The organism is Mycobacterium genavense ATCC 51234 (genome assembly GCF_000526915.1).
Lineage (GTDB): Bacteria > Actinomycetota > Actinomycetes > Mycobacteriales > Mycobacteriaceae > Mycobacterium > Mycobacterium genavense.
Window position 1 is genome coordinate 87,299 of the sequence record NZ_JAGZ01000006.1, and the last position, 23,414, is coordinate 110,712.

Here is a 23,414-nt window from a genome sequence, read left to right on the forward strand (position 1 = left end):
CGCCGACGATGACCGCTACGCCTCTTGCGGCCGCGGCGGTTGCCCAGCTGGAGGCAGACGGCGTCGACACCGTGATCGGCACCGTCGTGAACCCCGCCGGGCTCACCCAGACCAAGGCCGTACCGATCCGTCGTACCAGTACCTTCGCCGACCCCGGCCTCGGCGCCAGCCCGTCCTGGCACGCCTTCGCCATCGACCAGACCGGCATCGCCTTCACCGACGACGTCGGCGTGATCGGCGATCAGCGCGTGCGCATCGACCTCTCGGCGGTGCGGCTCCTCGGCGACGGGTTGGCGTGGGGGCCCGCCGCGTTCTTCGAGCAGGACGGCACGCCGGTTTCCGCCTGCAACCGCGGAACGCTGCGCCGCATCGAGGCCGCGCTCGGCGGCGACGGCATCGAGGCCAGCGTCGGCCATGAGATCGAGTTCGTTCTGGTGGAGCCCGACGGCGGCCGGCTACCGGCGACCCTGTGGGCGCAGTATGGCATGGCCGATGTGCTCGAACACGAGGCCTTCGTCCGCGACGTCATCGCCGGGGCCGCGGCCGCCGGTGTGGGGATCGAGAGTTTCATCCCGAGTACGGGGCCAACCAGTTCGAGATCTCGTTGTCGCCACTGCCGCCGGTGGCCGCGGCCGACCAGTTGGTGTTGACGCGCATCATCCTCGGCCGCGCCGCGCGCCGCCATGGACTCCGCATCAGCCTGTCGCCGGTACCTCTTGCGGGCAGCGTCGGATCCGGTGCACACCAACACTTCTCGCTGACGAAGCCGGACGGCCCGCTGTTCTCCGGGGGATCCTGCGCCGTATCCGGCTTGCGCATGCGGCCGGGCAACTGGGCGGGAGCCTACGCCTGCCGGGGCATCGAGAATCGGGAAGCCGCAGTGCGTTTCGTCAGAGGAGGCCCCGGCAGCGCGCACGGGGGCAATGTCGAGGTGAAGATCGTCGATCCGTCGGCGAATTCCTACCTGGCGTCGGCGGCGATCCTCGGGCTGGCCCTGGACGGAGTCCGCCGCAACGCACCACTACCCCCGGAGACCACCGTCGACCCGGCGAAACTCTCCGATTCCGAGCGCCGCCGCGCGGGTATCGACAGCCTTGCCCGATCCCAAGCGGATATGCTTGCCGCACTGGATAATTCAGAGCTGCTGCGCTCCATTCTGGGTGATGTCGCGGTGGACATGGTCGTCGCGGTCCGGCGCTGGGAGCACGAGCACTACGGCGACCTCGACCCCGAGCAACTGGCCGACAAATTCCGGACGGCATGGAGCCTGTAGCGGTGGCTGCCTCGTCGGCTCTCACGCGCCACATCGACGAAGTGGCTCTGATCGACCACCACGTGCATGGCTGCTGGGTAGAGCCGGGGGACCGGCGACGGTTCGAGAACTCCCTCAACGAGGCCAACACCGAACCCCGGACCGACTCCGGTTTCGACTCCCAGCTCGGCTACGCGGTGCGTGCCCATTGCGGCCCCGTTCTGGGATTGCCGAACACGCTGACCCGCAGGCCTACTGGGAGCGTCGCAGCGAATTCACCGAGAGCGAGCTGGCCCGGAAGTTTCTGCCGGCCGCCGGGGTCAGCGACTGTCTGGTGGACACCGGAATCGACGCCGGCACCACCGATATCTCGGGGCTGACCGCGCTGTCCGGCAACCGGGCCCACGAGATTGTCCGCCTCGAGCAGGTGGCCGAGCAGGCCGCACGAGTGCCCGGCGATTACGCGTCGGCGTTCGAAGAGATCCTGCACCGGCGTGCGGCAACCGCCGTCGGCACCAAGTCCATCCTGGCCTACCGGGGCGGATTCGACGGCGACCTGACCGAGCCGGGCGCGGCCGAAGTCGCCGAGGCCGCCGACCGGTGGCGTGCGGCCGGCGGGACCCGGCTACGGGATCGCGTTCTGCTGGGGCTGCATCAGGCGTTGCGGCTGGGCAAGCCGCTGCATTTGCATGTCGGCTTCGGGGACCGCGACTGCGATCTGCATAAAACCAATCCGCTGTATCTGCTTGACTTCCTGCGGTAATCCGGCGACACCCCGATCATGCTGCTGCACTGCTACCCCTACGAGCGGGAGGCCGGCTACCTCGCGCAGGCCTTCGACAACGTCTACCTCGACGGCGGATTGAGCATCAATTACCTGGGCGCTCGGGCACCGGCGTTCATCGCCCGGCTGCTGGAGATGGCACCGTTCGGCAAGATCCTGTATTCGTCGGACGGCTTCGGGCCGGCCGAACTGCACTATCTGGGTGCAAGGTTGTGGCGCAACGGTATTCGGCGAGTACTGGGCGGATTCGTCGACGACGGCGAATGGTCCGAGGCCGATGCGATCCGGGTGGTCGACTTGATTGCGCATCACAACGCCGCTCGGGTCTATCACCTCGACGCGCCGCAGCGGTAACAACCCGACCAAACTCGCTGGGCCAAATGGCCCGTGTGAAATCCCGGCAATCCGGGTAGTCGGTCCCGAGACACGCGAGGGACAGGACACTGACATGGGGCTCGTCGGGGAGGCAATCGACTGGACCCGTAGGCAGGTCGTGTTCAGGGTCCCCAAAGCCGATCTCGACCAGCGGGATCCCGACTACATCCGTGACCAACTACCGGGCACCTGGTTGCTGGCGTCGCTGTACTTCCGCGCCGACGTGACGGGGCTGGATCGAATCCCCGCCGAAGGTCCGGTGCTGTTGGTCGGCAACCACAGTGGTGGCAACGTGCCTCCGGACACCTTCGTATTCACCCTGGCGTTCTGTTCGTACTTCGGCGTCGAGCGGCCGTTCTACCAACTGGCCCACAACCTAGTCGTCTCGGCACCGCCGCTGGGCTGGCTGCGCAAGTTCGGCACCGTCGCCGCCAACCCCGAAAATGCCCGGCTGGCTTTGGATTCCGGCGCCGCTCTGCTGGTCTACCCCGGCAGCGACTACGAGGTGTTCCGGCCGTCGTGGGAACGGCACAAGGTCGACTTCGGCGGGCGGATGGGCTACGTGAGGCTGGCCCGCGAGGCGGGGGTGCCGATCGTGCCGGTCGCCAGCGTCGGAGGCCAGGAGAGCGCGCTGTTCCTCAACCGCGGGCAGTGACTGGCCAAGGCATTGCTGGCCGATAAGTTGCTGTGGCTCAAGAGTATTCCGATATCGTTGGCATGCCCTGGGGCTTGAACATCGGCGATCTGGCGGGCCACATTCCGCTGCCCACCAAGATCGTGATCGAGGTGCAGGAACCCATCGACGTCGACGACCACGACGACGAAGCGGTGCACGACAAGGTCGTCGCCAGCCTGCAGGACGCCGTCGACCGCCTCGCCGCCAAACGTCGCTTACCGGTGCTCGGCTGATGCGCGTCGAACGCCGCTGCCTCATCCAGGCCGATCGCGACGCCGTCTGGAAAATCGTCAGCGACCCCGACTGCTACCCGAGGTTCATGACCAACCTGGAGCGTTGGGAATCCGCGGACGATCGGGCCGCCGGTGTGGGTGCCCGCTATACCGTGCATTGGAAGATCGGGTCGGTGCCCGTTGGCGGCCTGGTCGAGGTGGTCGAATTCGACGAGCGCCGCGACCTGGCGTGGGTGGGCATCACCGGCGTCGCGCTGCGCGGCCGAATTCGGCTGCGCGACGGCGCCGAAGGCCAGACGAAAGCGACCTTCCGGTTGTCGTATCAGGCACCCGGCGGAATACTGGGCTACATCGCCGATCGGATCGCGGTGCGTCAGGTCGGCCGCATGCTATCCGGCACGCTCAGGTGCCTCAAGCACCTCGCCGAGGCCTGATCCGGCCGCTGCGCCGACATCGCGGATTGTCACCCCAGACGCCGGTGAGCGGGAATTTCGCTTTGCCACGGGCCGTTTGCTGGAATCGAACCAACCCGAGCGCGGCGGGTGCTTCGAGCAATCCAACGAGGGGGGTGGCTTATTTGATGCAGGCCATGAGCCGGCGGATCGGCCGGCGTGGCTGGCCGGGGATGCGCAGCGGCACGGCACGCCCGGGATCGCGGATGCGCACCGCGAATTGGCTGATGCACATGACCCTTCCGATGCTGGCGTTGTGGCTGCTGCTCGACATCCCCAAAGTCGACCTGGAATGGGACACCCGGCCGGCCCACTTCGTGTTGGTGCTGTCGGCGGCGCTGGTCAGTGTGGTGCTGGGCGTCCTGATAGGCCGCGAGGCCCGCGCCCGCGACGATGCCCGCCTCTGGCTGGTGTCGCTGGTGTTCACCACGACCGCCGGCTTCTTCGGTGTGCACGCGGTGTTCACTCCCGGGGTGCTGATGGACACCTCCGACGCGGAGTTCATGTTGCCGACGAGGATGGGCCTGATCTTGGCCGGCCTGATCGCCCTGGCTTCCTCGATCAACTTCACCCCCGCACGAAACGCGCGCCTCTGGACATGGCGACGGCGCCTGTCGGCGCTGGTCTGGATCTTGATGACGGCATCCGCGGTGTTGATCGCGGACGGCATGCTGGACCGGCTGCCGAATCAAGCGGTCTTGGAGGGCATCGAGCAGCTCGGGGCGCTGGCCGGCGGGGTGCTGTTCTCGGTGGCGGCACTGGCCTACTTCCCGATCTATCGGCGACGCCCGACGGTGGTCGTCCTGTCGGTGCTCAGCGCCTTCGTGTTGCTGGCGGAGGCGTCGGTGGCGTTGGCCCTCGGCATGAGTTGGCACGCGTCGTGGTGGCTGTGGCACGTGTTGATGACGCTGGCGTTCTGCTTTATCGCCTACAGCGCGGGTTCAATTCCGCCGGGAAGGCTCGGTCCGAGGCTTGTTCGATTCGTTGGCCACCCAGCAGACAATCGCCGATCTGCGTCGCGACTACGCCGTCGCGCTGGAGGAGATGGTCGAGGTGCTACAGCGCCGCGAGCGTGGCGATCAGGTGGCGCCCGGCGCCGCCGCGGCCCGGCTGGCCGATCGCTTCGAGCTGTCCGAACAACAGGTCGCCGTCCTCAAGCGCGGCGCGGAGGCGCTCGGCACCGAGCGCGAGCGTGTCCGCAAGCTGGGCACGCTGATCGCCCTGGGCCGAGAATCCAGCGTCATCCAGGACGAGGACGCGTTACTTGGCCGGGTGATGGCGTCGATCGCCGATGCCTTCCCCGGTGACCGATTTCGCCTCGGGTTGATGCGCGACGGCGAGCTCAGTTTCTGCGACGCCACGGTCGGGGACCGCGCGCTGCAGCTGCCGCTGATGGTCAAGGGGCAGGTCGCCGGCGTGATCGAGGCGTTTCGACCCGACGGTGAGTTCGACGACGCCGACGTAGCGCTGCTGCGCTCGTTCGCTACCCAATCCTCGATGGCGTTGGAGAACGCGCGCCTCTACCACCACCTGGACGGCCTATTCCGTAGTTACATGTCGCCGGCGGTCGCGACCGCGCTGCTCGCGACCCGGATCAAGCCGGGCTGGGTGGCGCGATCACGGAGGTCACCGTGTTGATGGCCGATCTGCATGGCTTTACCCCGTTCGCCGAAGCCACCTCGCCGGATCAGGTGGTGACCATGCTGAATACCTATTACGGCGCGGTTGTGCCCGTCATTCTCGAGTCGGGGGGTACCGTCCTGCAGTTCGTCGGCGACGCCGTGATGGCGATCTGGGGTGCTCCGACCCGGCAGCCCGACCACGCCGTACGGGCGGCAGGTGCCGCGCTCACGCTGCACTCGGTCGTCGAAGCGGCGGCCGAGTGCAGCGTGAGCGCGGACTGGCCGCGATTCCGGGTTGGAATCAACACCGGGCCGGCCCTGGTGGGCAACATCGGAGCCGAGCAGATGCGCAGCTTCACCGCGGTCGGCGACACCATGAATCTGGCCGCACGTCTGCAGAACTTGGCCGAGCCGGGTCAGCGAGCCGGGTCAGGTAGTGGTTGGCCCGAGCACCTCCGCGGCGCTCGGAATGACCGCCCGCGTCAGCCGGCACGGCTGGGTGAAGGTCAAGGGCAAGCGCGACCCGGTCCGGCTTTGTGTGCTGCACGAATTAGCGGTATAGCAACGCATTTCACACGCTTGCCATACTATTTGTTCTAGCCATCGAATTTTGGCAGGACCGAAACCCGTTGTCGCCGTCAGAACGATACCTTCGTTTAGCCACGGTGCGGCTAGGCAATACAGTGGTCCGAAATTCGAAATCCTTTGTCTCAGAGGGCTTGACGACGTACAATAGCAATCTCGGGATTTGAAATCAGACAAGTCAATAGATCTGGCACAGATCGCTCAATACGACGGGGGAACTGCCTTGTCGCGTAGCACTAGCAAAGTCATCGTCGCTTTGGTACTTGGCTTTACCGCACTCACCACATCGGGATGCACTGTCCCACTCACCATTTATTGCAGCCCGTCCACCTGCGTTCCGGGCTAGCCGCCGGCGCGTGCCGAAAGCGACTGCACTACATGGTTATTGAGTCCCCTGCGTCTCGGGATTTCCGAGGCGCAGGGCTGGCTCGACTCGCACGGCCCGTTTACTGGGCGAGACGATGCAACTACCGTGTGACACAACAACTTACCGAATCCCAAGTCGGACAGTCTTTTAGCTAGCGCTAAAGCGCGGCGTACCAAAGCCGTTCCGGGGAAGCCGTATTCGTGATGCAGCCGGCCGCGAGTGACCGCGCCCCAACTCGGCTATAGCGAGGGATCCGCGATAATCCCCGCTCGCACAGGGATTATCGCGGACTCACCCCACGAGTGAAGAAACGCGTACTAACCGGTGAAGACCAAACCCGAACTGCCTGGGTCGATGGTGAGCGGAATCGTGCACCCTGATGCCGTAAGGGCGGTGAAGCCCAGGATCAAGGTGACGACAAGCTTACTGCTGAGACGTGTCATGGTGTTACCCCCGTTCGTCTGAGGACAATCTGTAATAGAGAGTCGATCCGTTGCCCGAGACACACGTACAATACGACGCGAAAGAGCTTGATCACGAGCATTTTCCCGAAATCTCCGGAAAGTTTTTTTGCGACTCGCATTCAATCGATACGGTTCCGGGCAGGCTCTCGGGGAACTGGTATGTCGTATGTAAATGCATTGCAGCGCAATGCATTTCAAATCAAGATCACCGGGAAATGGGCTGGCGCAACGGGATGCAGGCCCGGCGCCGCCGAAAGCCGGGTGCCTACCCCGTATGCGCGTGGCCGCGAGGAGCCCACTTCGCGCCTACGGTGAGCCGCTGGGCGATGTGACGACGGGTCGTCGCGACAGCTTTCCGCGCCGATTCTCGTGGCGAGCACGATGGCTAGCCCCAGTGCGGGGGAATTTCACTGCCCGGGCAAGTCGCCGTATCGACAGTTGATGTCGCACACTCGCCGGCGGATGACCTTGCCATCGCCGTCACGGACGTATTCGACAGTGGCTTCGGCCGGCCGCCGGCAATGGGGGCGGGGCTTACATCGATATGGTGATGAGCGCCGCCCACCATCGCATTCAGACCCGATTCGGCCGGTGTCGATAGTAACCCGAGACCCACTAGTCATGCCAGCTTTACCAAGAAGTAATCTGCCCGTGTTGGTGAGCTGACCGATATCCGTGCCCCCCGGCCGCCTAGAAATCGCTTTGACATGCACTGTTATCCGGCCGCCGATCACGAAACAATGAGTCTTGGCGCAAATTTTCGTTTCCGAAAAAACAATGCGCATCGTGGAATTCGGACGAGATCTAGAACGAGTTCGGCGAACGCACCAGCGAGCAGCTGGCGGCCATGACGGGAGCCAAGGCCTGGGATCCGTGCGATATCGACTTTGCTGGATGCGCATGGCATGAAGCGATGCCGTCTTACCCGGGCCAGACAAAACCCGAGTGGCAGCGGCATCGGAAACGATAACCGCCATTCCCTACCTCGCGCGGGTGGTAGCTGGCATGGCGGCGATCCGCACCGCCTGCCGACCCCGAATCGGTGCACACTGTGGTCAAGACAGGTTGCCGGACCGGGTGTCCGCGAGCAACCACGGCGGTCGCCGAGCGCAGCGACGGTGACCCGCAGGCGCGCCCCGCATTACGCACGCAGCAAACACCCTCCGTGCCCTCGTCGGTTGGGACGGGCACGGCGGAATGGCGCCGTTGATGGCCTCTTAAGTCGATGCGTCGACGAGAAAGGGCGACGTTTCAGATCAGGCCCGAGGCGCCGCGGGTCTTCCCGCGAATCAGGTTGGCCTCGCATGCGGTGACTTTGCACGTCGTCCAATGAACCAGCCCGATCTCGTTTCTCTTGACGTGGCAGCGGAATTTGGCACCGAGGGCTGGGCCGGTCGCATCACCCAGCCACTCGGCTTCAAAAACCTCCGGCGAGAATTTTCCGGTATTGCGAACGTCTGAAATCAGGTTCCAGATCTTGTCCGCAGGTGCCACCATATGTACTGTCGCCGAACCTTCCATGGCCCGATCCAAACACATACCCGGGCGTGAACCTAGGCCGCGTTCGATTTGATCATCAGTGCGGGACGGCCGCCTGGATGAGGCCGTTGATGATCTCCTTGATGCCCTGCGCCGGGTGCGAGTACCACGCGATCGGAAGGCCGGACGCGGCACCGCACTTTGGCCAGGGCTCCACACCCTGGTCGGCGAAAAGCCGGTTGGCAACCGCGATTTGCTGCTCACGCGAGTTCGCGGCGGGATTGCCGACGCCGCCGTATGCTGCCCAGGTGGCCGGCTTGAATTGCAGCCCGCCGTAGGCGCCGTTTCCGGTGTTGGCGTGCCAGTTGCCGCCCGACTCGCACTGCGCGATCGCGTCCCAGTTGGGTGTGGGCGCCGCGCCGGCTTCGGCGGTCGCCGGGCCAAGCGTCGCCGCGATGAACCCGCCGACGACGGCGTACTTCACGAGAGGCTTCCCCAAGTTTCCCATGTCAAGCAATTCGGCATGTGTGCAGAAAGCGTTACCGTTTTGATTGATTCACGAGATAAGAAATTTATGGCATTTCTATGGCAATGAAATCGGGATTACCGCCCGCCGGCGGCGAGAAGTTGAGCGCAATAGGACTGTGTCGCCAGCGCCAGCGCTTGTTGGTAGAGCCGGTCCAACGCGCGAGCACGGGTGACGGCGGCTTTCGCCGCGGCGAGCAGCGGGACGCATCCCGGCGAGTGCAGGAGATCCCAGTGGACCACCATCTGGTTCAGCATCGTCTGGTTGAGGCCGTCGATCATCGACCGTGACACCGACAGCTCGGGTGCGTTGGCGGGCGCACTCGACGGGTCGAGTTTCCATTGCGCGAACCGGGTGTGCTCGATCGCTTCGGTGGCGTTGATCTAGTCGCCGAATACTCGGGTGACGTAGTTCGGGTCGATGTGTTCGCCGACGGCGTCGGCGCTCAATTTGGCCAGTTGTTGCTGCACGCGATCGGGATCCTCGATGGCAGCGTGCGCATTCCATTTGTAGGCGGCGACCGCCTCGGCGACTTGCAATCGCTGCGCGGCGGCATCGACCAGCTCGGTCAGTGCACCGGTGTCGGCTCGCGTCGGTGTTGCCAGCAAGGTGGCGGCCGGCAGCGCGGTGAGAAATGCCCTTAACGGGCTACTGCGCCTGACGATTGTCGTCAAGCGCAGTAGCGAAGTTCCACGAGCCCCCGCGATTATCCGCCGCCTCCGGGGCGAGCGCCCAAGCTGCTTTGCAGGTCGGGCTTCATCGCGATGAGTTGTGCGCCCCAGTACTCCCAGCTGTGGGTGCCGTAGGCGGGTAAGTTGAAGACGGCGTTGTGGCCGCCCGCGGCGTTGTAGGCGTCCTGGAACTTCTTGTTGACGCCGGCCATGAAGTTGCTCTCAAGGAAGATGGCCGGCAAGTTGGCACCGCCCAGTTCGTTCGGAGTGCCGTTGCCGCAGTACACCCAGAGCCGGGTGTTATTGGCGACGAGTTGACCGACGTTGACCAACGGGTCGTTGCGCTGCCACGCGGGGTCGTTGTCCGGGCCCCACATGTCTTCCTTCTTGTAGCCCCCGGCATCGCCCATCGCCAGACCGATCCAGCCCTGGCCGGTGGACGGGCTGAGGTAGCCGGACAGCGAACCGGCGTAGATGAACTGGTCGGGGTGGTGGATCGCCAGGTTCATCGCCGAGGCGCCCGCCATCGAGATCCCCACCGCGGCGCTGCCGTTGGCCTTGACGCCCTTCTGCGAGGACAGATATCCGGGCAGCTCGCTGGTCAGGAACGTCTCCCACTTGTAGGTCGAGCAGCCCGCCTTTCCACACGCCGGGCGGTACCAGTCGGTGTAGAAGCTGGACTGCCCACCGACCGGCATCACTACCGACAGGCCGGACTTGTAGTACCAATCGAACGCCGGCGTGTTGATGTCCCAGCCGTTGTAGTCGTCCTGGGCCCGCAGACCGTCGAGCAGGTACACCGCGGGTGAGCCGTCGCCGCCGCTCTGGAATTGGACCTTGATGCTGCGGCCCATCCCGGCCGACGGCACTTGGAGGTATTCGACGGGCAAGCCGGGCCGCGAGAACGCACTCGCGGTCGCCGCGCCGCCGGCAAGACTGATCAGACCCGGCAGGGTCACAGCCACTGCCGCACCGACCACGAGCCGACGCCCCCAGGCGCGGATCTTCTCGCTCACGTCTGTCATACCTGCGCCCCTTGTTCGGTCGTATGTCGTCGCGTGGTGCCCTCGGCAGAATTTACCGTGTGAATAGCTCAAATGTCGATTGGGACGCGTTGTCATCCCAGTTTTGTTTCGGCCGCCACCCGAAAATAACGTGAGTGCGATAACCGATCGGGACCGCTGCTGCCCGCTTGGGCAGCCCTTGCGGCGACAGGAACGCGCCCGGACAGTGGCGTGGGACAACGTGGGCTACAAACGTTGTCAATTGAGGGCGGTCCGCCGATTTCGACACGCCCTATGATGCCGGTCAATCGGTTCGGCGCTTAGTGGCATTGCCGCGTGGTACGACGGCGGACCGCGTCCGATGACCCACGGTCGCCTTACTTGACACGGTTGACAATTAGTTCGATTTCCGGGCCGATGTGGGGAACGTGCGCGTTTCTCCGGGATACGAGATCGGTGCGGCCGAACCCTTCGGGACCGCGTAGGCTCTCTCGGAGCAAGCCGATGGAGACCGAACGCTAACCCGGTCCTGTCCGGCCCTCTCGATTCACCGCACCGCGGACTTTTATGGTGCGCGGTGCCTCGGCGGGGCCGCGGATTCCGGAGACGATTGAGGTGCGAATTTTGGACACGGTACTAGGGCTATCACTGACGCCGGCCACCTTCGGGTGGGTCCTCGCCGAGGGACACGGCACAGACGGCACCATCCTGGACCACCAGGAAACGGCGCTTTACGCCGAGGACGGCATAGCCGCCGTGAGCACCGCTGAGCAGGTGGCACAATGAGGTCTTGCGGGTCGACGCGCAGACCACCGCCGGCGATCATCATCTGCGCGTTGTCGGGGTGACCTGGACCGACGAGGCGGCCGCCCAGGCCGCGCTGCTGTTGGAGGCATTGACCGACGCCGGGTTCGACAATGTGGTGCCGGTTCGCTTGCTCGAGGCGGTCGAGACTTTGGCGCGGACGATCGCACCCGTCGTCGGATACGAGACACGCACGATGGTGACACCCAAACGGTCGTCAAGCGCATCAACGGCGGCTTCGACGGGCCGCGTTCCTCGCTGACCGGAATGTTCGACCGCAGCGGCTGCCGTCCGGGCGGCGTGGTTGTCGTCGGCGCCGACAGCGACATCGACGGATTCTGCTGGCAGCTCGAAAAGGCTTTGCCGGTACCGGTTTTCGCGCAGACCATGGCCCAGGTGACGGTCGCGCGGGACGCGGCGCTGACGTCGGCACGCAGCACCGATTTCACCGACGAGGAATTGATCCCTGAAGTCGGCGAGCCCGCGGCCGCCCCGTCGCCGCGTCGGCCCGGACACCTGTCCTACGCGGGGGCCGTGACCGCGTTGGCCGCCGGTGCGATCACGTTCGTCTCGTCGCTGGCGGTTACCCTGGGGATCCAGCTCGCTCCCGACGCGGGACACGCCCGGAGCAAGCACGTCGAGCACGCCCAGACACCCCAGATCGCCGAAGCCAAAACGCCCGCGGTCGCACCACCGGTGGCCGAACCACGGCCGGCCGCCACCGGCGAACCGGTTTCGAACGCCGGCGCACCGGAGCAGAGCGCGCCGACCGAGCAGCCGTCCGACCCGAACGGTCCGCAACCGTACCTGACGAGAGTGTTCGAACACATCCCGGGCGACACCGGTGACCCGGAGACGCAACCTTGAGCGGCTGCAACGCCCCCGCTGTCTAGGACTGCTTGATCGCAGTGCAGTAGTACGTGCCGTCGGCCAAACTGCCTGCGCTCGCAGGTATTTCAGGAAGACCGTTGGCGGCGAACAATTCGTTGAGCGTCTTTGTTTCCGTCTGCCAGCCGTGCCGACCCAGGTATGCGGCAACATCGTTGCGCTCGACGTCGTAGCGCAGGTCGGCGAGTTCGACGTCGAATCCGTGTGCGCGCCAACGCTCGCCGGCGATCGCAATCAAATCCGGTGCCGGCTCACCGTTTTCGTCCGGCTTGTTGCCGAAGATCTCGGCGGCAAGCCGACTTCCTCGGGTGCTGAGCCCGGTGATGTTGTCCAGCAAGCGATCCTGCGCATCCGGGGGCAGGAACGCAAGCAGCCCCTCGGCGATCCATGCGCTGGGTGCCGAAGGGTCAAAACCCTTTTCGCGCAACGCCGTTGGCCAATCGTGTCGCAGGTCGATCGGCACCGCGCGCAGCTCCGTCGTCGGCTGCGCACCCAGATCGGCCAGCGTGGAGTTCTTGAACTGGATCACTTCGGGCTGGTCGATCTCGAACATCGTCGTCCCGGCCGGCCAAGACAGCCGGAACGCCCGCGCGTCCAGTCCCGACGCCAGGATCACCGCCTGGCGGATGCCCGCGTCCATCGCATCCCGGAAAAACGCGTCGAAGTACGGCGTCCGGACGCTCATCAGGTCGGCCATCCGCTGCAATCCCCACGCCTCGTCGGCGGAGTCGATGTCGGCCGCCGTGATATCCCCGTTGACCCAACGCGCGAGGAATTCGATTCCCACCGCCCGCACCAGCGGCTCGGCGAAGGGGTCGTGGATCAGCGGCTTGTCGGCCTTCGTGGCGGCGGCCCGGCCGGCGGCCACCATGGTGGCGGTCGCACCGACGCTGGTCGCCAGGTCCCACGAATCGTCTTCCGTACGAGGCATTTCGTTCCCTTTCGACGGGGCAATAGATACTTAGCGGCGTTAATGAATCCTGATCGAGGATACCCGCGCCGGCCAGTACCGCCAGTGGAGATCAATCGTCCTTGGCGTGAACCGCGGTGAAAGACAGCGCCACCTCGTCTGCGACCTGCACCGAGCCCATCAGCAGCGAGTACGGCTTGATGCCGTACTCGGACTGCCGAACCGTGGATTCGGCGGACAGTTGCCAGGATTCGCCGAGATCCTCGGTGTGCAAGTCGATTACGTGCTCGCGCTGTTTGCCCCGAATCTGCAACGTGCCACGCAACCGGTAGCCGTTTTCGCTTTCTTCGATGTCGTCGGCGGTGCAGCGGATTTCCGGGCAGCGATCGGCACCCAACGAACTCAACGCGTTCGAGCGCACCAGCGCCTTCTCGGGACCCGAGAGCCCTTTGACGCCACCCTGGCTGCCGACCACCTCGAACGAATCCACCTCGACGGTGAGTTCGGCCGCGGCCGGATGCGTGCCGGCCCATCGCACGGTGGCCCGCCAGCGTGTCATCGCGATCGTGAGGCGATGGCCCATCCGGGCGGCCCGGCCCTTGACACCGGTACGCAGAAGCAGTTCGCCGTCGGCGGCGTCCAGGGTCCACAAGTCGGTCACGGACCGACTGTATTCACGATCCCGTGGGCGCGGGTCTCAGTGGGCGACAGGACACTTTCCGTTGGTCTGGTAGTCCACCTGCCAGTGCTTGATTCCGTTGAGCCAGCCGGACCGCAACCGCTGCGGTGTACCGGCGGATTTCAGGTCGGGCATGGCGTCGGCGCTCGCGTTGAACATCAGGTCGATCGTCATGCGGGCCAGGTTGGCCCCGATGCAGTAATGCGCCCCGGTGCCGCCGAATCCCACGTGCGGGTTGGGGTTGCGCAGGATGTTGAAACCGCTGCCCCTTTTTGATCCGCACGCCGGACAGCTCGTAGTCCTCCAGGGCGGTGCGCTGGAACGAGGTGACGGGGTGGCCCAGCGGACGATCTCGTCGGCGGTGGTGGCCGGGCGTTCGGCCTTGTACAGCTCCCACTGATCGGGAAAGTCGGTGAAGGCCATCATGCCCTGGGTGATGGAGTTCCTGGTGGTCTCGTTGCCGGCCACCGCCAGCAGGATGACGAAGAAGCCGAACTCGTCGTCGGAGAGCTTGTGCCCGTCGATGTCGGCCTCGATCAGTTTGGTGACGATGTCTTCGCCGGGGTTTTGCGCGCGGTCGGCGGCCAGCTGCATCGCGTAGGTGATCAGTTCGACCGAGGCGCCCATCGCGTCGTTGCGTGCGAACTCGGGGTCCTGGTCACCCACCATCTCGTTGGACCAGTGGAACAGCTTCATCCGGTCCTCCTGGGGCACCCCCGAGCAGCCCGGCGATGGCCTGCAGCGGAAGCTCGCAAGAGACCTGCTCGACAAAGTCGCCGGAACCCTCCGCGGCGGCCGCCGCGACGATCTGGCGGGCCCGCACGTTGAGGTCGTCGCGCAACCGCTCGACGGCCCGGGGAGTGAAACCCCGGGAGATGATCTTGCGCAGCCGGGTGTGCTGCGGTGCGTCCATGTTGAGCAACACGAACTTGCCGGTTTCCCGCTGCTGTTGGACGGTGCCGTCCTTGTAGCGGGGCAGCGTGGTGTTCTCGAGGCTGGAGAATACGTCGCTGCGCAACGAAACCTCTTTGACGTCCTTGTGCTTGGACGCCACCCAGAAGCCACCGTCGTCGAATCCGCCGCAGCCGTCGGGCTGCTCGTTCCACCAGATCGGCGCCGTGCGCCGTAGCTCGGCCAGTTCCTCCACCGGCAGGCGCTCGGCGTGGATGTCCGGATCGGTGAAATCGAAGCCCGGAGGCAGGTTCGGGATCGGCTTGGTGGTCGTCTCGTTAGTTGACAAGGCCCACTCCTCGATACGAAGTATTCTAGTCGTATGTCTAGTGCCAAATAAACCACTGCAACACCACCGTTGGGAAGGACTGACACAACATCGACCGACCGAATTGCAACATGTTCAGCAGCGATGAGGTTTGGCGGCGCCGTCCGGGCGTTCGGACGGTTTGGCGCGGGCCCCGGCGGCGGATTCGGCGCCGACGGATGGTTGCCCCGGACTTGTGGCCTGGACCACAATCGATATGCTTTTGTCCAGGTCACCGGGCACAACGAGCGGAGTGGCCGCAACGGAAGGGTGGGAGGCACATGATCCGCGAGGTACTCGTCGTCGCTGCGGTTACGTCCGGCGCCGTCGGCGTGGCGCCCAGTGCGGCGGCCGGCTACGAGGGCGACGTCCCGAACATGAACTCTCAGGCCTCGCTGGGCGAACCGTGCGACAACTACGAACGCTTCATCTTCGGGCGCGGCCCCAGCGGCCAGGCCGAAGCGTGCCATTTCCCGCCGCCTAACCAGTTCCCGGCGGCCACCACGGGCTACTGGGTGATCTCGTATCCGCTCTACGGCGTCCAGCAGGCCGGGGCCAAGTGTCCGCGGCCCAGTCGGAGCGCGGACTGCCCATGCTCTGCCTGGGCGAGCAAGGATGGCAGGAGGGCTGGTTACCGGCGCGGGGTTCTTTCCGCCGTCGGGATAACGACCGTGCGCGAACGTCGGCCGGCACGACGGCCAAGTGAAAGCCCGATTCCCCGTTGGCTGCGATTCGTGCTGGCATCCGACCGGGCCGGCTCGGCGTGGTACATCGGGGCCGGCTTCTTCTTCGCCCCGCTGCTCGCGATCTTGTCGCCGTGGCCCGCGGTCACCGCCGCCCTCTGGGCGGTGATCGGATTGGCGGGGCTGTGGCTGGGACTGCTCGGCATCGCGATGGCCGTCGGGCTGGCGCGAATCCTGCGCTCCGGCGCTGAGATCCCCGAGGACTATTGGCGCTCCCTGGTGAATTACTGACCCTCTAGAGTCGACATCAAAGCCCGGCAACGATAGGAGACTCCGGTGGCGGTCAACCCCAGAGACGCCGTGGACGCGGTCAAGGACATCGCGACCAACGCCGGCGACATCATCCGCGGCGACCTCAAGGGCGGGGTCAGCGGCATCGTCGAGAATTCGATCGACATCGCGACTCACGCCGTGGAAAGAACCAGGGAGGTCTTTACCGGCGGCGGTAAGTACGACGTGGCAGAGGACTAGCCGACGCGTAGTCGCCGTCAGACGCTGGCGGCCTCGTTCAGCTGATCGAGCGTGTTCGTCGCCTCCAAGTACTCCTGCACCCAGCGCTCGATCACCGTCGACGTCTTCTCCACCTTGGTGAACTGCCCGACGACCTGACCGACGGGGTTGAACGCCACGTCAACGGATTCGTTGGGGTAGCGGTTCGTGGCGCGCACGGCCATGCCGGAAACCATGTACTGCAACGGCATCCCCAGCGGCTTCGGGTTCTCCGGTTTCTCCCATGCCTCGGTCCAGTCGTTGCGCAGCATGCGGACGGGCTTGCCCGTGAACGAGCGGCTGCGCACGGTGTCGCAGCTGCCGGCCTTGACGTAGGCCTGCTGCTGCACCGGGGTGTTGGACGATTCCTCGACCATCAGCCATTGCGAGCCGGTCCACGCGCCCTGGCAGCCCAGCGCCAACGCCGCGGCGATCTGCTGGCCGCTGCCGATGCCGCCGGCGCCGAGCACGGGAATTGGGGCCACCTCCTTGACGACCTGCAGCCACAGCACGAATCGAGCCGACCTCGCCGCAGTGTCCGCCCGCCTCGCCGCCCTGGGCGATGACGATGTCGACGCCGGCGTCGGCGTGCTTGCGCGCCTGCGATGGGGAGCCGCACAGCGCGGCGACCTTGAGTCCGGCCTCGTGGATGTGCTTGATCATGTCCGCCGGCGGGGTGCCCAGCGCGTTGGCGATCATCTTCACCTTCGGGTGCTTGAGCGCCACCTCGACCTGGGGCGTGGCCGTCGCCTCGGTCCAGCCGAGCAGCTGCAGGGTGTCGCCGTCGCTGTCCTCGACCGGCACGCCGTGGTCGGCCAGGATCTTCTTGCCGAGTCCAGATGTTCCTGGGGAACCATCTTGCGCAGCGTCTCGGCAAGCTCTTCGGCCGACAGGTTCGAGTCCATGCCCTCGTACTTGTTCGGGATCACGATGTCGACGCCGTACGGATGGTCGCCGATGTTCTCGTCAATCCAGTTGAGCTCGATCTCCAACTGCTCGGGGGTGAAGCTCCTACCGCGCCGAGCACCCCCCGGCCTTGCTGACCGCCACCACTACGTCGCGACAGTGCGTGAAGGCGAAGATCGGGAACTCGATGCCGAGTTCGTCGCAAATAGGGGTGTGCATTACAATTCCTGGGATGCTGGCCGAATTGGAACGTGTTCTAGTTTAGTACCCGCGCCCATGACGTGGCCGGCGGCCCCCGATCAGCGCCTCACGACTACGACGCGTTGCCCGGTGCGGTCAGACCACCAGCGTGCGGGCAACCCACAGCACCAGGAAGGCCGTGCGGGCAACCCACAGCACCAGGAAGGCAAGGATGCACCCCGCGCAGACGAGGTGGTCGCGACAGACCGATCGCGCCAGGTGGCTTTGCTCGGCCACGTTATCGCAGCGATGCCCCAGCCGAATCGCGTCGGGCACCGTCTGCGTCAGCGCCAGCATCATCGGGATCCCGGCCCGCCCGGCCGAGAGCACCAGTAGCCATACGGGATCGCGCCCGAGGGTGGCCTGAAACCCCAACGCTCCCAACAGGATCAGCATGACCAGAGCGATCAGCCGGCTCATCGGTCGCGATGCGGTGGTGGCGCGGTGGTAATACGCCGTGATGGAGGCGAGCACCGGCTCGGGCAGTTCGTCGCCCGCGGACCGATGGGCGCGAACCTGTACGTCGAACATCAAATCCATCCACAGCACGGCGAAGAGGAACCCGCTGCAGGCCGTGAGTAGGGGAGCCATGGGCATCCACCTCCGCTTCAGCGCTGGGCAATCGCCGACTCACGCGGTCGACCCGGTGACTGCTCGCGGACAACGAGTCGCTTTATTGTTTCCCAGCAGGCCGGCGGCCGGCGAGTATCACGCGACGGCGTTGACCGAAGCCAACAACCACGACTTCCGTTCGGTGGGAATCGGTATGTAACCGTTGTCCGCCAAGCCGTGCTGGCCGGCGCCGAGCGCGCTTTCCAAAAATGCGCGCACAGCCGTGCCGATCTGGGGATCCGCATACTTCGAGCAGACGCTCTCGTACGTCGCCATCACGATCGGATAGGCGCCCGACTGCGTGGGGTTGTAGAACGACACGGTGTCGAGCACCATGTCGTTGTTCCGGCCGATCACGGCGGCGCCCGCAATCGTCTTGCTCACCGAGTCGGTGCTGATCGCCACCGGGTCCGGACCGGCCGGGGTGACGATCTTGGCCATGTTCAAATTCTTCGCCTCGGCGAACGACCACTCGTTGTTAGGTGACCGCCCCTTCGGTGGCCTTCACCGCCGACGAGGTGCCGTCGTTGCCCTTGGCGCCCTCGCCGACCCCACCGTTGAAAGCCTTCCCGGAGCCTTTGCCCCACACGCCCCCGGATGCCGCATCGAGGTACCTCTGGAAGTTATCCGTGGTCCCGGACAGGTCACTGCGGAACACGACGCGAATTGGCTCGGCGGCCAGCGTCACACCCTTGTTGAGCGCTTGAATCGCTGGATCGTTCCACGTCGTAATGGCCCCTTTGAAGATCTTCGCGGCCGTCTGGGCATCGAGAATCAGCGAATTCAGGCCCTTGACGTTGTAGGTGATCGCGATCGGCCCGGTCACCACACCGTCGCAGGCTGTCAGGCGCGCCGCAACGCTGCTGGGCCGCGGCGTACTCATTGCCGGCCAGTGGTGAGTCCGAGCCGCCGAAATCGGTTAGGTTGCCGATGAATTCACTGATCCCCGCACCCGAGCCATTCGCGGTGTAGTCCAGGGGCTGGCCGGGGCAGGCTTGTTCGAACGCCTTGATGAACCGAGTCATCGCGTTGGCCTGCGCCGTCGACCCGCTCGCCTTCAGCGTCGCCTTCCCGCCGCAATTCACCGTCACCGGCGACGTCGCGGTTGTCGAATTCGCGGCGGTATTTTCGTCGCCGCCGCATCCCGATAACAGCAGTACACCGCTGACCGCGACACTTAACGCGGCGTCAAATCGGTTGCGCTTCAATTCCGTTCCTATCTGTCGCGACGAAACGGGATAGGCGCCGCGCGTCCGCGGTGCTCTAACCAGCCAGCTCAGGCAGTCACGAGGCAAATATTAACAAGCGATGTACCCGGGAAAATTTGCCATCGGCGGACGATGCGGTGACGACTCTTGATCCGCTCCGCCGCCAGCGGGTAGCGTAGTGCTGCCAATTACGAAACGATGAGTAGCGTAATAGGGTTCTCGTCCACCGAAAGGATCGGCTCGATGCGCAGCCCCTACTCCGGGCGCCCTTTCACCACGTCGACGGCCGAAATCGCGGCGGCCCTGCAGGATGTCAGCATCCCCACGTTGCTGCTGTCGCTCGTCCACATCACCGGCGACCCGCGGTTCATCCGCGACTACAAGCAGATGGGCATCTTCCTCAACGAGGTGCAGGGGTTCATGTCCGAGGAAGACAAGGCCCGCGCCCGCGCCGAGGCGCTGGCGGTCATCACCGAGTATCGCGACCGCGGCTGCCCCGAGCCGGAGCCGCTGAGCCCCGAGCTCATCCGGGAAATGATCGACTGGGCGGCCTGCGAGCACGTTCCCGACGACTACCAGTCCTTGGTCGCCGAGGAACTGGACCTTGACGGAACCGACCCGCGCCGGCCCGCCGCGATACCGCCCGAGCGGGCCGCCGAGCTGCCGGTGCTCGTGATCGGATGCGGGGAATCGGGCCTGTTGGCCGGTATTCGGCTGCGACAAGCCAACATCGAATTCACCATCGTGGAGAAGAACGCCGACCCGGGCGGAACATGTTGGGAGAACAGCTATCCCGGTGCCCGAGTGAATGTGGCCAACCACTTCTATTGCTACAGCTTCGAACCCAACAACGAGTGGACACACTTCTTCGCCGAGCAGGACGAACTGCAGCACTACTTCACCAAAGTGATGAACAAGCACAACCTGGCCGAGTACATCCGCTGGAACACCGAGGTTCTGGCCGCCGAGTGGAATGACGACGAGGGCATCTGGAGCGTCTCGCTGCGCGCTGCCGACGGACAGCCCAGCACGCTTCGGGCCCGCGCTGATCACCGCGGTCGGGCAGCTCAATCGGCCGCAGATCCCCGAATTCGACGGCGCCGCAAGCTTCGCGGGGCCGGCCTTTCACTCCGCGGCCTGGGATCACTCGGTCGACATCAGCGGTATGCGGGTCGCCCTGATCGGCGCGGGTGCCAGCGGGTTCCAGATCGCGCCTGCCATTGCCGAAGACGTCGAGCACCTCACCGTGTTCCAGCGCACCGCCCAGTGGATGTTTCCGAACGCGATGTACCGACGAAGTCGGCGACGGCGTGCGCTGGGCGATGACCAACCTGCCGTTCTACGGACGGTGGTACCGGTTTCTGGTGCTATGGCCCGGATCGGACAAGGGCCTAGACGCCGCCGAAGGCGACCCGAACTACACGGGCGACGACGCGGTCAGCGACGTCAATGCCGCCGCCGCCATGATGTTCTCGCAGTGGATCACCAGCCAGATCGACGACGACGAACTGTTGGCCAAGGTGATACCCGACTATCCCGCCTGCGGCAAACGAACCCTGCAGGACAACGGCAGCTGGCTCAAGACCCTGCAGCGCGACAACGTCGAACTGGTCCGCACGCCGATCCACAGGATCACCCCGCGCGGGATCGTCACCGAAGACGGTGTAAAGCACCGGGCCGATATCGTCGTCTACGCCACCGGATTCCGGCACACCGACGTGCTGTGGCCGTTAAAAGTGACTGGCCGCAACGGAATTGACCTGCACCAGATGTGGGGAAGCCGTCCGTATGCCTACCTGGGCATCACGGTTCCGGATTTCCCCAACTTCTTCATCATCTACGGGCCCGGAGCCCACCTCGCGCACGGCGGCAGCCTGATCTTCCAATCCGAACTGCAGATGCGCTACATCGACCAGTGCCTGGCGCGGCTGGCCGACGCCGAGGTGCATTCGATCGAGCCCAAGCCCGACGCAGCGATCGACTGGCACCAACGGACGCAGACCCAGATCAAGAAAATGGTGTGGTCGCATCCCGCCGTCAAACACTCCTACTTCAAGAACGCCGACGGGGAGATCCACACCGTCAGCCCGTGGCGCCTCAACGAGTACTGGGCCGCGGTCCGGGAGCCCGATTGGTCTGATTTTATTGTGCGACACCGCAGTCTGGCTCCCCTAGGCGTCAGCGACGTGAATTAGGTTCTCGACCCCAGTACCCTCGATGGCTATGGGTGGAGTACCGATCGCGGCGAGGTTGGTTGCGGCGAGCCTGATGATCGGCGGCTGGGCGGCGTCGGCCGTCGTTGCCAGTGCCGATCCCGACGATACCCGCGGTCCGGCACCCGGGCCTTCGCCAAGCCAGTCAGCGCCGCCCGCACCGGCTCCCGCGGCGTCGCCGTCGGCATCACCCTCACCCACACCGCCCGGGGGCGCGCCGAAGACCGTCATGGACAAAGACGGCCTGTACGCGGTGGGCACCGACATCGTGCCGGGCATCTACAGCAGCGGCGGCCCGGTGGGCGACGGCACCTGTTACTGGAAGCGGACGGCCAACCCGGACGGCGCGCTGATCGACAACTCGCTCACCAAAAAGCCCCAGGTGGTCAAGATCGAACCCACCGACAAGGCGTTCAAGACCGACGGTTGCCAGCCCTGGCAGCTGACCCCGGATGCCCCGGTGCCCGCGACCGTCCCCGATCCGGTCGTGGGGGCCCAATTGCAGGGCACCCTGGGCACTCTCAACGGTCTGCTCGGCCCCAACGGAATGCGCGTCCCCGGCACCTGACGACGGCTAGCGTGGCGTCGTGACCAGCGCGCAGCAGATCGTCGTCGTCGGTGCCGGAGTCAGCGGACTGACCTCGGCCCTGTGTCTGGCCGAAGCCGGGTGGCCGGTGCGGGTGTGGACCGCCGCGATGCCCGCGCAGACCACGTCGGTAGTGGCCGGCGCGGTCTGGGCTCCACCGCGACCGGACGAACGGGCCACCAAAACCCTGGCCTGGACCGAATATTCGCTGGGAGTGTTTCGCGACCTCGCCGCCGATCCCGACACCGGGGTGCAGCTGGCGCCGGCGCTCAGCGTCGGCGAATTGACCGCGGCCGAGGCGATGTCGTCGGCGGCACAGCTGATCCCCGAGTTGCGGCCGGCCGAACCGGCCGAATTGCCGCAGGGCTATCGGACCGGATTTCGCGCGACGCTGCCGATGATCGACATGCCGCACTACCTCGGCTACCTCACGCGCCGGCTCGCCGCGGCCGGCAGCGAGATCGAGGAGCACCCCGTGCAGTCGCTGACCGAGGCCGCCGAGGCGGCGCCGATCGTGATCAACTGTTCCGGCCTCGGCGCCCGGGCGCTGGCGCGCGACGACACGGTGCGGCCCCTGTTCGGCCAGCATGTCGTGCTCGCCAATCCTGGTCTGCGGCAACTGTTTCTAGAGATCAACAGTGGCCTGGAATGGGTTTGCTACTTCCCGCATCCGCACCGGGTGGTGTGTGGCGGGATCAGCATCCCGGATCGTTGGGACACCACCGTGGAGCCGGACATCACCGAGCGCATCCTGGCGCGCTGCCGCCAGATCGAGCCGCGGCTTGCCGAGGCCGAGGTGATCGAGACGATTACCGGGCTGCGACCCGATCGTCCGTCGGTGCGGCTGGAAGTCGAGCCGCTCGGGGCGGCGCGCTGCATCCACAACTACGGGCATGGGGGCAATGGCGTGACGTTGTCCTGGGGTTGCGCGCGCGACGTGGTGCGGCTGGTCAGCCCTGATCGCTGACCGGCGAGAGCGCCATCTGGACGGTCGCGTACGTCGGCAGCAACGGATGCAGTCCGCACGCGGCGATGGTTCGGGCCACGATGGGCTGGCTGGTCACCAGTCGCAGTGTGACGCCGCGACTGCGACATTCCGCCGCCTCGTGCGCCAGCGCGGCGTAGCCGCACGACCCCATGAAATCGAGGTCGCACACGTCGACCACGAACGGACCGGGTGCGACTGTTTCGGCGGCGCCGCGGCTCAGCACATCTTGCCACGCGGTCTCGTTGCTGGCGTCGATGTCACCGCCGACGTGGACGACTACCGAGGAACCGGTGCGCCTGGTGACCGTGCGCAGGCCGCTTGGCGCATGGCCAAGATACGACCCGTTGTCGGGCCGTGCGATTCCCATTGAGGCATCGTCCATCTCTGCGACATCCCGTCG

Annotated in this window: 14 protein-coding genes and 11 pseudogenes; 13 read left to right on the plus strand and 12 right to left on the minus strand. The window is 65.5% G+C overall.

Annotated features, from left to right (window positions below; genetic code table 11):
- Positions 1 to 8 precede the first annotated feature (8 nt).
- The 4 genes and pseudogenes from T428_RS28305 to T428_RS0115015 all read left to right on the plus strand — a co-directional run bounded on the left by T428_RS28305 (position 9) and on the right by T428_RS0115015 (position 3,754).
- Positions 9 to 1,273 (plus strand): annotated as a pseudogene (locus T428_RS28305) (type I glutamate--ammonia ligase).
- Positions 1,261 to 2,390 (plus strand): annotated as a pseudogene (locus T428_RS28310) (amidohydrolase family protein). Before T428_RS28305 ends, T428_RS28310 begins: the two co-directional pseudogenes overlap by 13 nt.
- A 94-nt stretch (positions 2,391 to 2,484) precedes the next feature.
- Positions 2,485 to 3,320 (plus strand): annotated as a pseudogene (locus tag T428_RS28315) (lysophospholipid acyltransferase family protein).
- The gene (locus T428_RS0115015) at positions 3,320 to 3,754 is read left to right on the plus strand and encodes an SRPBCC family protein (protein WP_025737140.1); all 435 of its coding nucleotides are present in this window, start codon (positions 3,320 to 3,322) and stop codon (positions 3,752 to 3,754) included. Before T428_RS28315 ends, T428_RS0115015 begins: the two are co-directional and overlap by 1 nt.
- 139 nt (positions 3,755 to 3,893) lie before the next feature.
- Here T428_RS0115015 and T428_RS31245 read toward each other — a convergent pair whose 3' ends face one another.
- Positions 3,894 to 4,442 (minus strand): hypothetical protein, encoded by a 549-nt coding sequence (locus T428_RS31245; protein WP_025737141.1) that lies wholly within the window; start codon positions 4,440 to 4,442, stop codon positions 3,894 to 3,896.
- Positions 4,443 to 4,744: 302 nt separating this feature from the next.
- Here T428_RS31245 and T428_RS33645 point away from each other — a divergent pair, with 302 nt between their 5' ends.
- Together T428_RS33645 and T428_RS32055 are read left to right on the plus strand one after the other, a co-directional pair.
- Complete coding sequence (locus T428_RS33645; RefSeq protein ID WP_025737142.1) at positions 4,745 to 5,410, plus strand: GAF domain-containing protein; 666 nt, start codon at positions 4,745 to 4,747, stop codon at positions 5,408 to 5,410.
- Entirely contained in the window at positions 5,410 to 5,994 is a 585-nt protein-coding gene (locus tag T428_RS32055; RefSeq protein ID WP_245604939.1) for an adenylate/guanylate cyclase domain-containing protein, read from the plus strand. The genes T428_RS33645 and T428_RS32055 overlap by 1 nt, the downstream gene beginning before the upstream one ends.
- A gap of 2,109 nt (positions 5,995 to 8,103) precedes the next feature.
- On the opposite strand, the pseudogene T428_RS28325 reads toward T428_RS32055, so the two are convergent.
- The 4 genes and pseudogenes from T428_RS28325 to T428_RS0115055 all read right to left on the minus strand — a co-directional run.
- Positions 8,104 to 8,349: pseudogene (locus tag T428_RS28325) on the minus strand (SRPBCC family protein); the annotation flags it as partial.
- Positions 8,350 to 8,386: 37 nt separating this feature from the next.
- Positions 8,387 to 8,797 (minus strand): resuscitation-promoting factor RpfC, encoded by a 411-nt coding sequence (gene rpfC, locus T428_RS0115045; protein WP_036468106.1) that lies wholly within the window; start codon positions 8,795 to 8,797, stop codon positions 8,387 to 8,389.
- A 95-nt stretch (positions 8,798 to 8,892) separates the two neighbouring features.
- Positions 8,893 to 9,438, minus strand: a pseudogene (locus T428_RS28330) (chorismate mutase).
- An 83-nt stretch (positions 9,439 to 9,521) separates the two neighbouring features.
- Entirely contained in the window at positions 9,522 to 10,511 is a 990-nt protein-coding gene (locus T428_RS0115055; protein ID WP_025737145.1) for an esterase family protein, read from the minus strand.
- 603 nt (positions 10,512 to 11,114) lie between these two features.
- Here T428_RS0115055 and T428_RS35785 point away from each other — a divergent pair.
- Positions 11,115 to 12,161 (plus strand): annotated as a pseudogene (locus T428_RS35785) (DUF7159 family protein).
- A 22-nt stretch (positions 12,162 to 12,183) separates the two neighbouring features.
- Here the strand turns inward: T428_RS35785 and T428_RS0115065 are convergent.
- From T428_RS0115065 to T428_RS28340, 3 genes and pseudogenes are all read right to left on the minus strand, one after another.
- The gene (locus tag T428_RS0115065; RefSeq protein ID WP_025737146.1) at positions 12,184 to 13,113 is read right to left on the minus strand and encodes an SAM-dependent methyltransferase; all 930 of its coding nucleotides are present in this window, start codon (positions 13,111 to 13,113) and stop codon (positions 12,184 to 12,186) included.
- 91 nt (positions 13,114 to 13,204) lie between these two features.
- The gene (locus tag T428_RS0115070) at positions 13,205 to 13,744 is read right to left on the minus strand and encodes a YceI family protein (protein WP_036468156.1); all 540 of its coding nucleotides are present in this window, start codon (positions 13,742 to 13,744) and stop codon (positions 13,205 to 13,207) included.
- 45 nt (positions 13,745 to 13,789) lie between these two features.
- Positions 13,790 to 15,011, minus strand: a pseudogene (locus T428_RS28340) (cytochrome P450).
- A gap of 299 nt (positions 15,012 to 15,310) precedes the next feature.
- Between T428_RS28340 and T428_RS28345 the strand changes: the two are divergent.
- The 3 genes and pseudogenes from T428_RS28345 to T428_RS0115090 all read left to right on the plus strand — a co-directional run bounded on the left by T428_RS28345 (position 15,311) and on the right by T428_RS0115090 (position 16,243).
- Positions 15,311 to 15,695: pseudogene (locus tag T428_RS28345) on the plus strand (hypothetical protein).
- 5 nt (positions 15,696 to 15,700) lie between these two features.
- Positions 15,701 to 16,003 (plus strand): hypothetical protein, encoded by a 303-nt coding sequence (locus T428_RS0115085; RefSeq protein WP_025737148.1) that lies wholly within the window; start codon positions 15,701 to 15,703, stop codon positions 16,001 to 16,003.
- Positions 16,004 to 16,048: 45 nt separating this feature from the next.
- Positions 16,049 to 16,243, plus strand: a complete 195-nt coding sequence (locus T428_RS0115090) for an Rv1893 family protein (RefSeq protein WP_025737149.1) — start codon at positions 16,049 to 16,051, stop codon at positions 16,241 to 16,243.
- Between the two features lie 17 nt (positions 16,244 to 16,260).
- Here T428_RS0115090 and T428_RS28350 read toward each other — a convergent pair.
- The 3 genes and pseudogenes from T428_RS28350 to pstS form a co-directional block, all read right to left on the minus strand.
- A pseudogene (locus T428_RS28350) lies at positions 16,261 to 17,386 on the minus strand (nitronate monooxygenase).
- 117 nt (positions 17,387 to 17,503) lie between these two features.
- A complete protein-coding gene (locus T428_RS0115100) occupies positions 17,504 to 17,998 on the minus strand; it encodes a hypothetical protein (protein WP_025737150.1) in 495 nt (164 codons plus the stop codon).
- 117 nt (positions 17,999 to 18,115) lie between these two features.
- Positions 18,116 to 19,227: pseudogene (gene pstS, locus T428_RS28355) on the minus strand (phosphate ABC transporter substrate-binding protein PstS).
- 243 nt (positions 19,228 to 19,470) lie between these two features.
- On the opposite strand from pstS, the pseudogene T428_RS28360 reads away from it, so the two are divergent.
- From T428_RS28360 to T428_RS0115120, 3 genes and pseudogenes are all read left to right on the plus strand, one after another.
- A pseudogene (locus T428_RS28360) lies at positions 19,471 to 21,422 on the plus strand (flavin-containing monooxygenase).
- Positions 21,423 to 21,450: 28 nt separating this feature from the next.
- Complete coding sequence (locus T428_RS0115115; protein WP_025737151.1) at positions 21,451 to 22,008, plus strand: Rv1352/Rv1906c domain-containing protein; 558 nt, start codon at positions 21,451 to 21,453, stop codon at positions 22,006 to 22,008.
- A gap of 19 nt (positions 22,009 to 22,027) precedes the next feature.
- Positions 22,028 to 22,993 (plus strand): FAD-dependent oxidoreductase, encoded by a 966-nt coding sequence (locus T428_RS0115120; protein ID WP_025737152.1) that lies wholly within the window; start codon positions 22,028 to 22,030, stop codon positions 22,991 to 22,993.
- Here the strand turns inward: T428_RS0115120 and T428_RS0115125 are convergent.
- Positions 22,977 to 23,381: an anti-sigma factor antagonist gene (locus T428_RS0115125; RefSeq protein ID WP_036468158.1), complete on the minus strand. Its 405-nt coding sequence runs from the start codon at positions 23,379 to 23,381 to the stop codon at positions 22,977 to 22,979. The two genes, T428_RS0115120 and T428_RS0115125, sit on opposite strands and share 17 nt — an antisense overlap.
- Between the last annotated feature and the right edge of the window lie 33 nt (positions 23,382 to 23,414).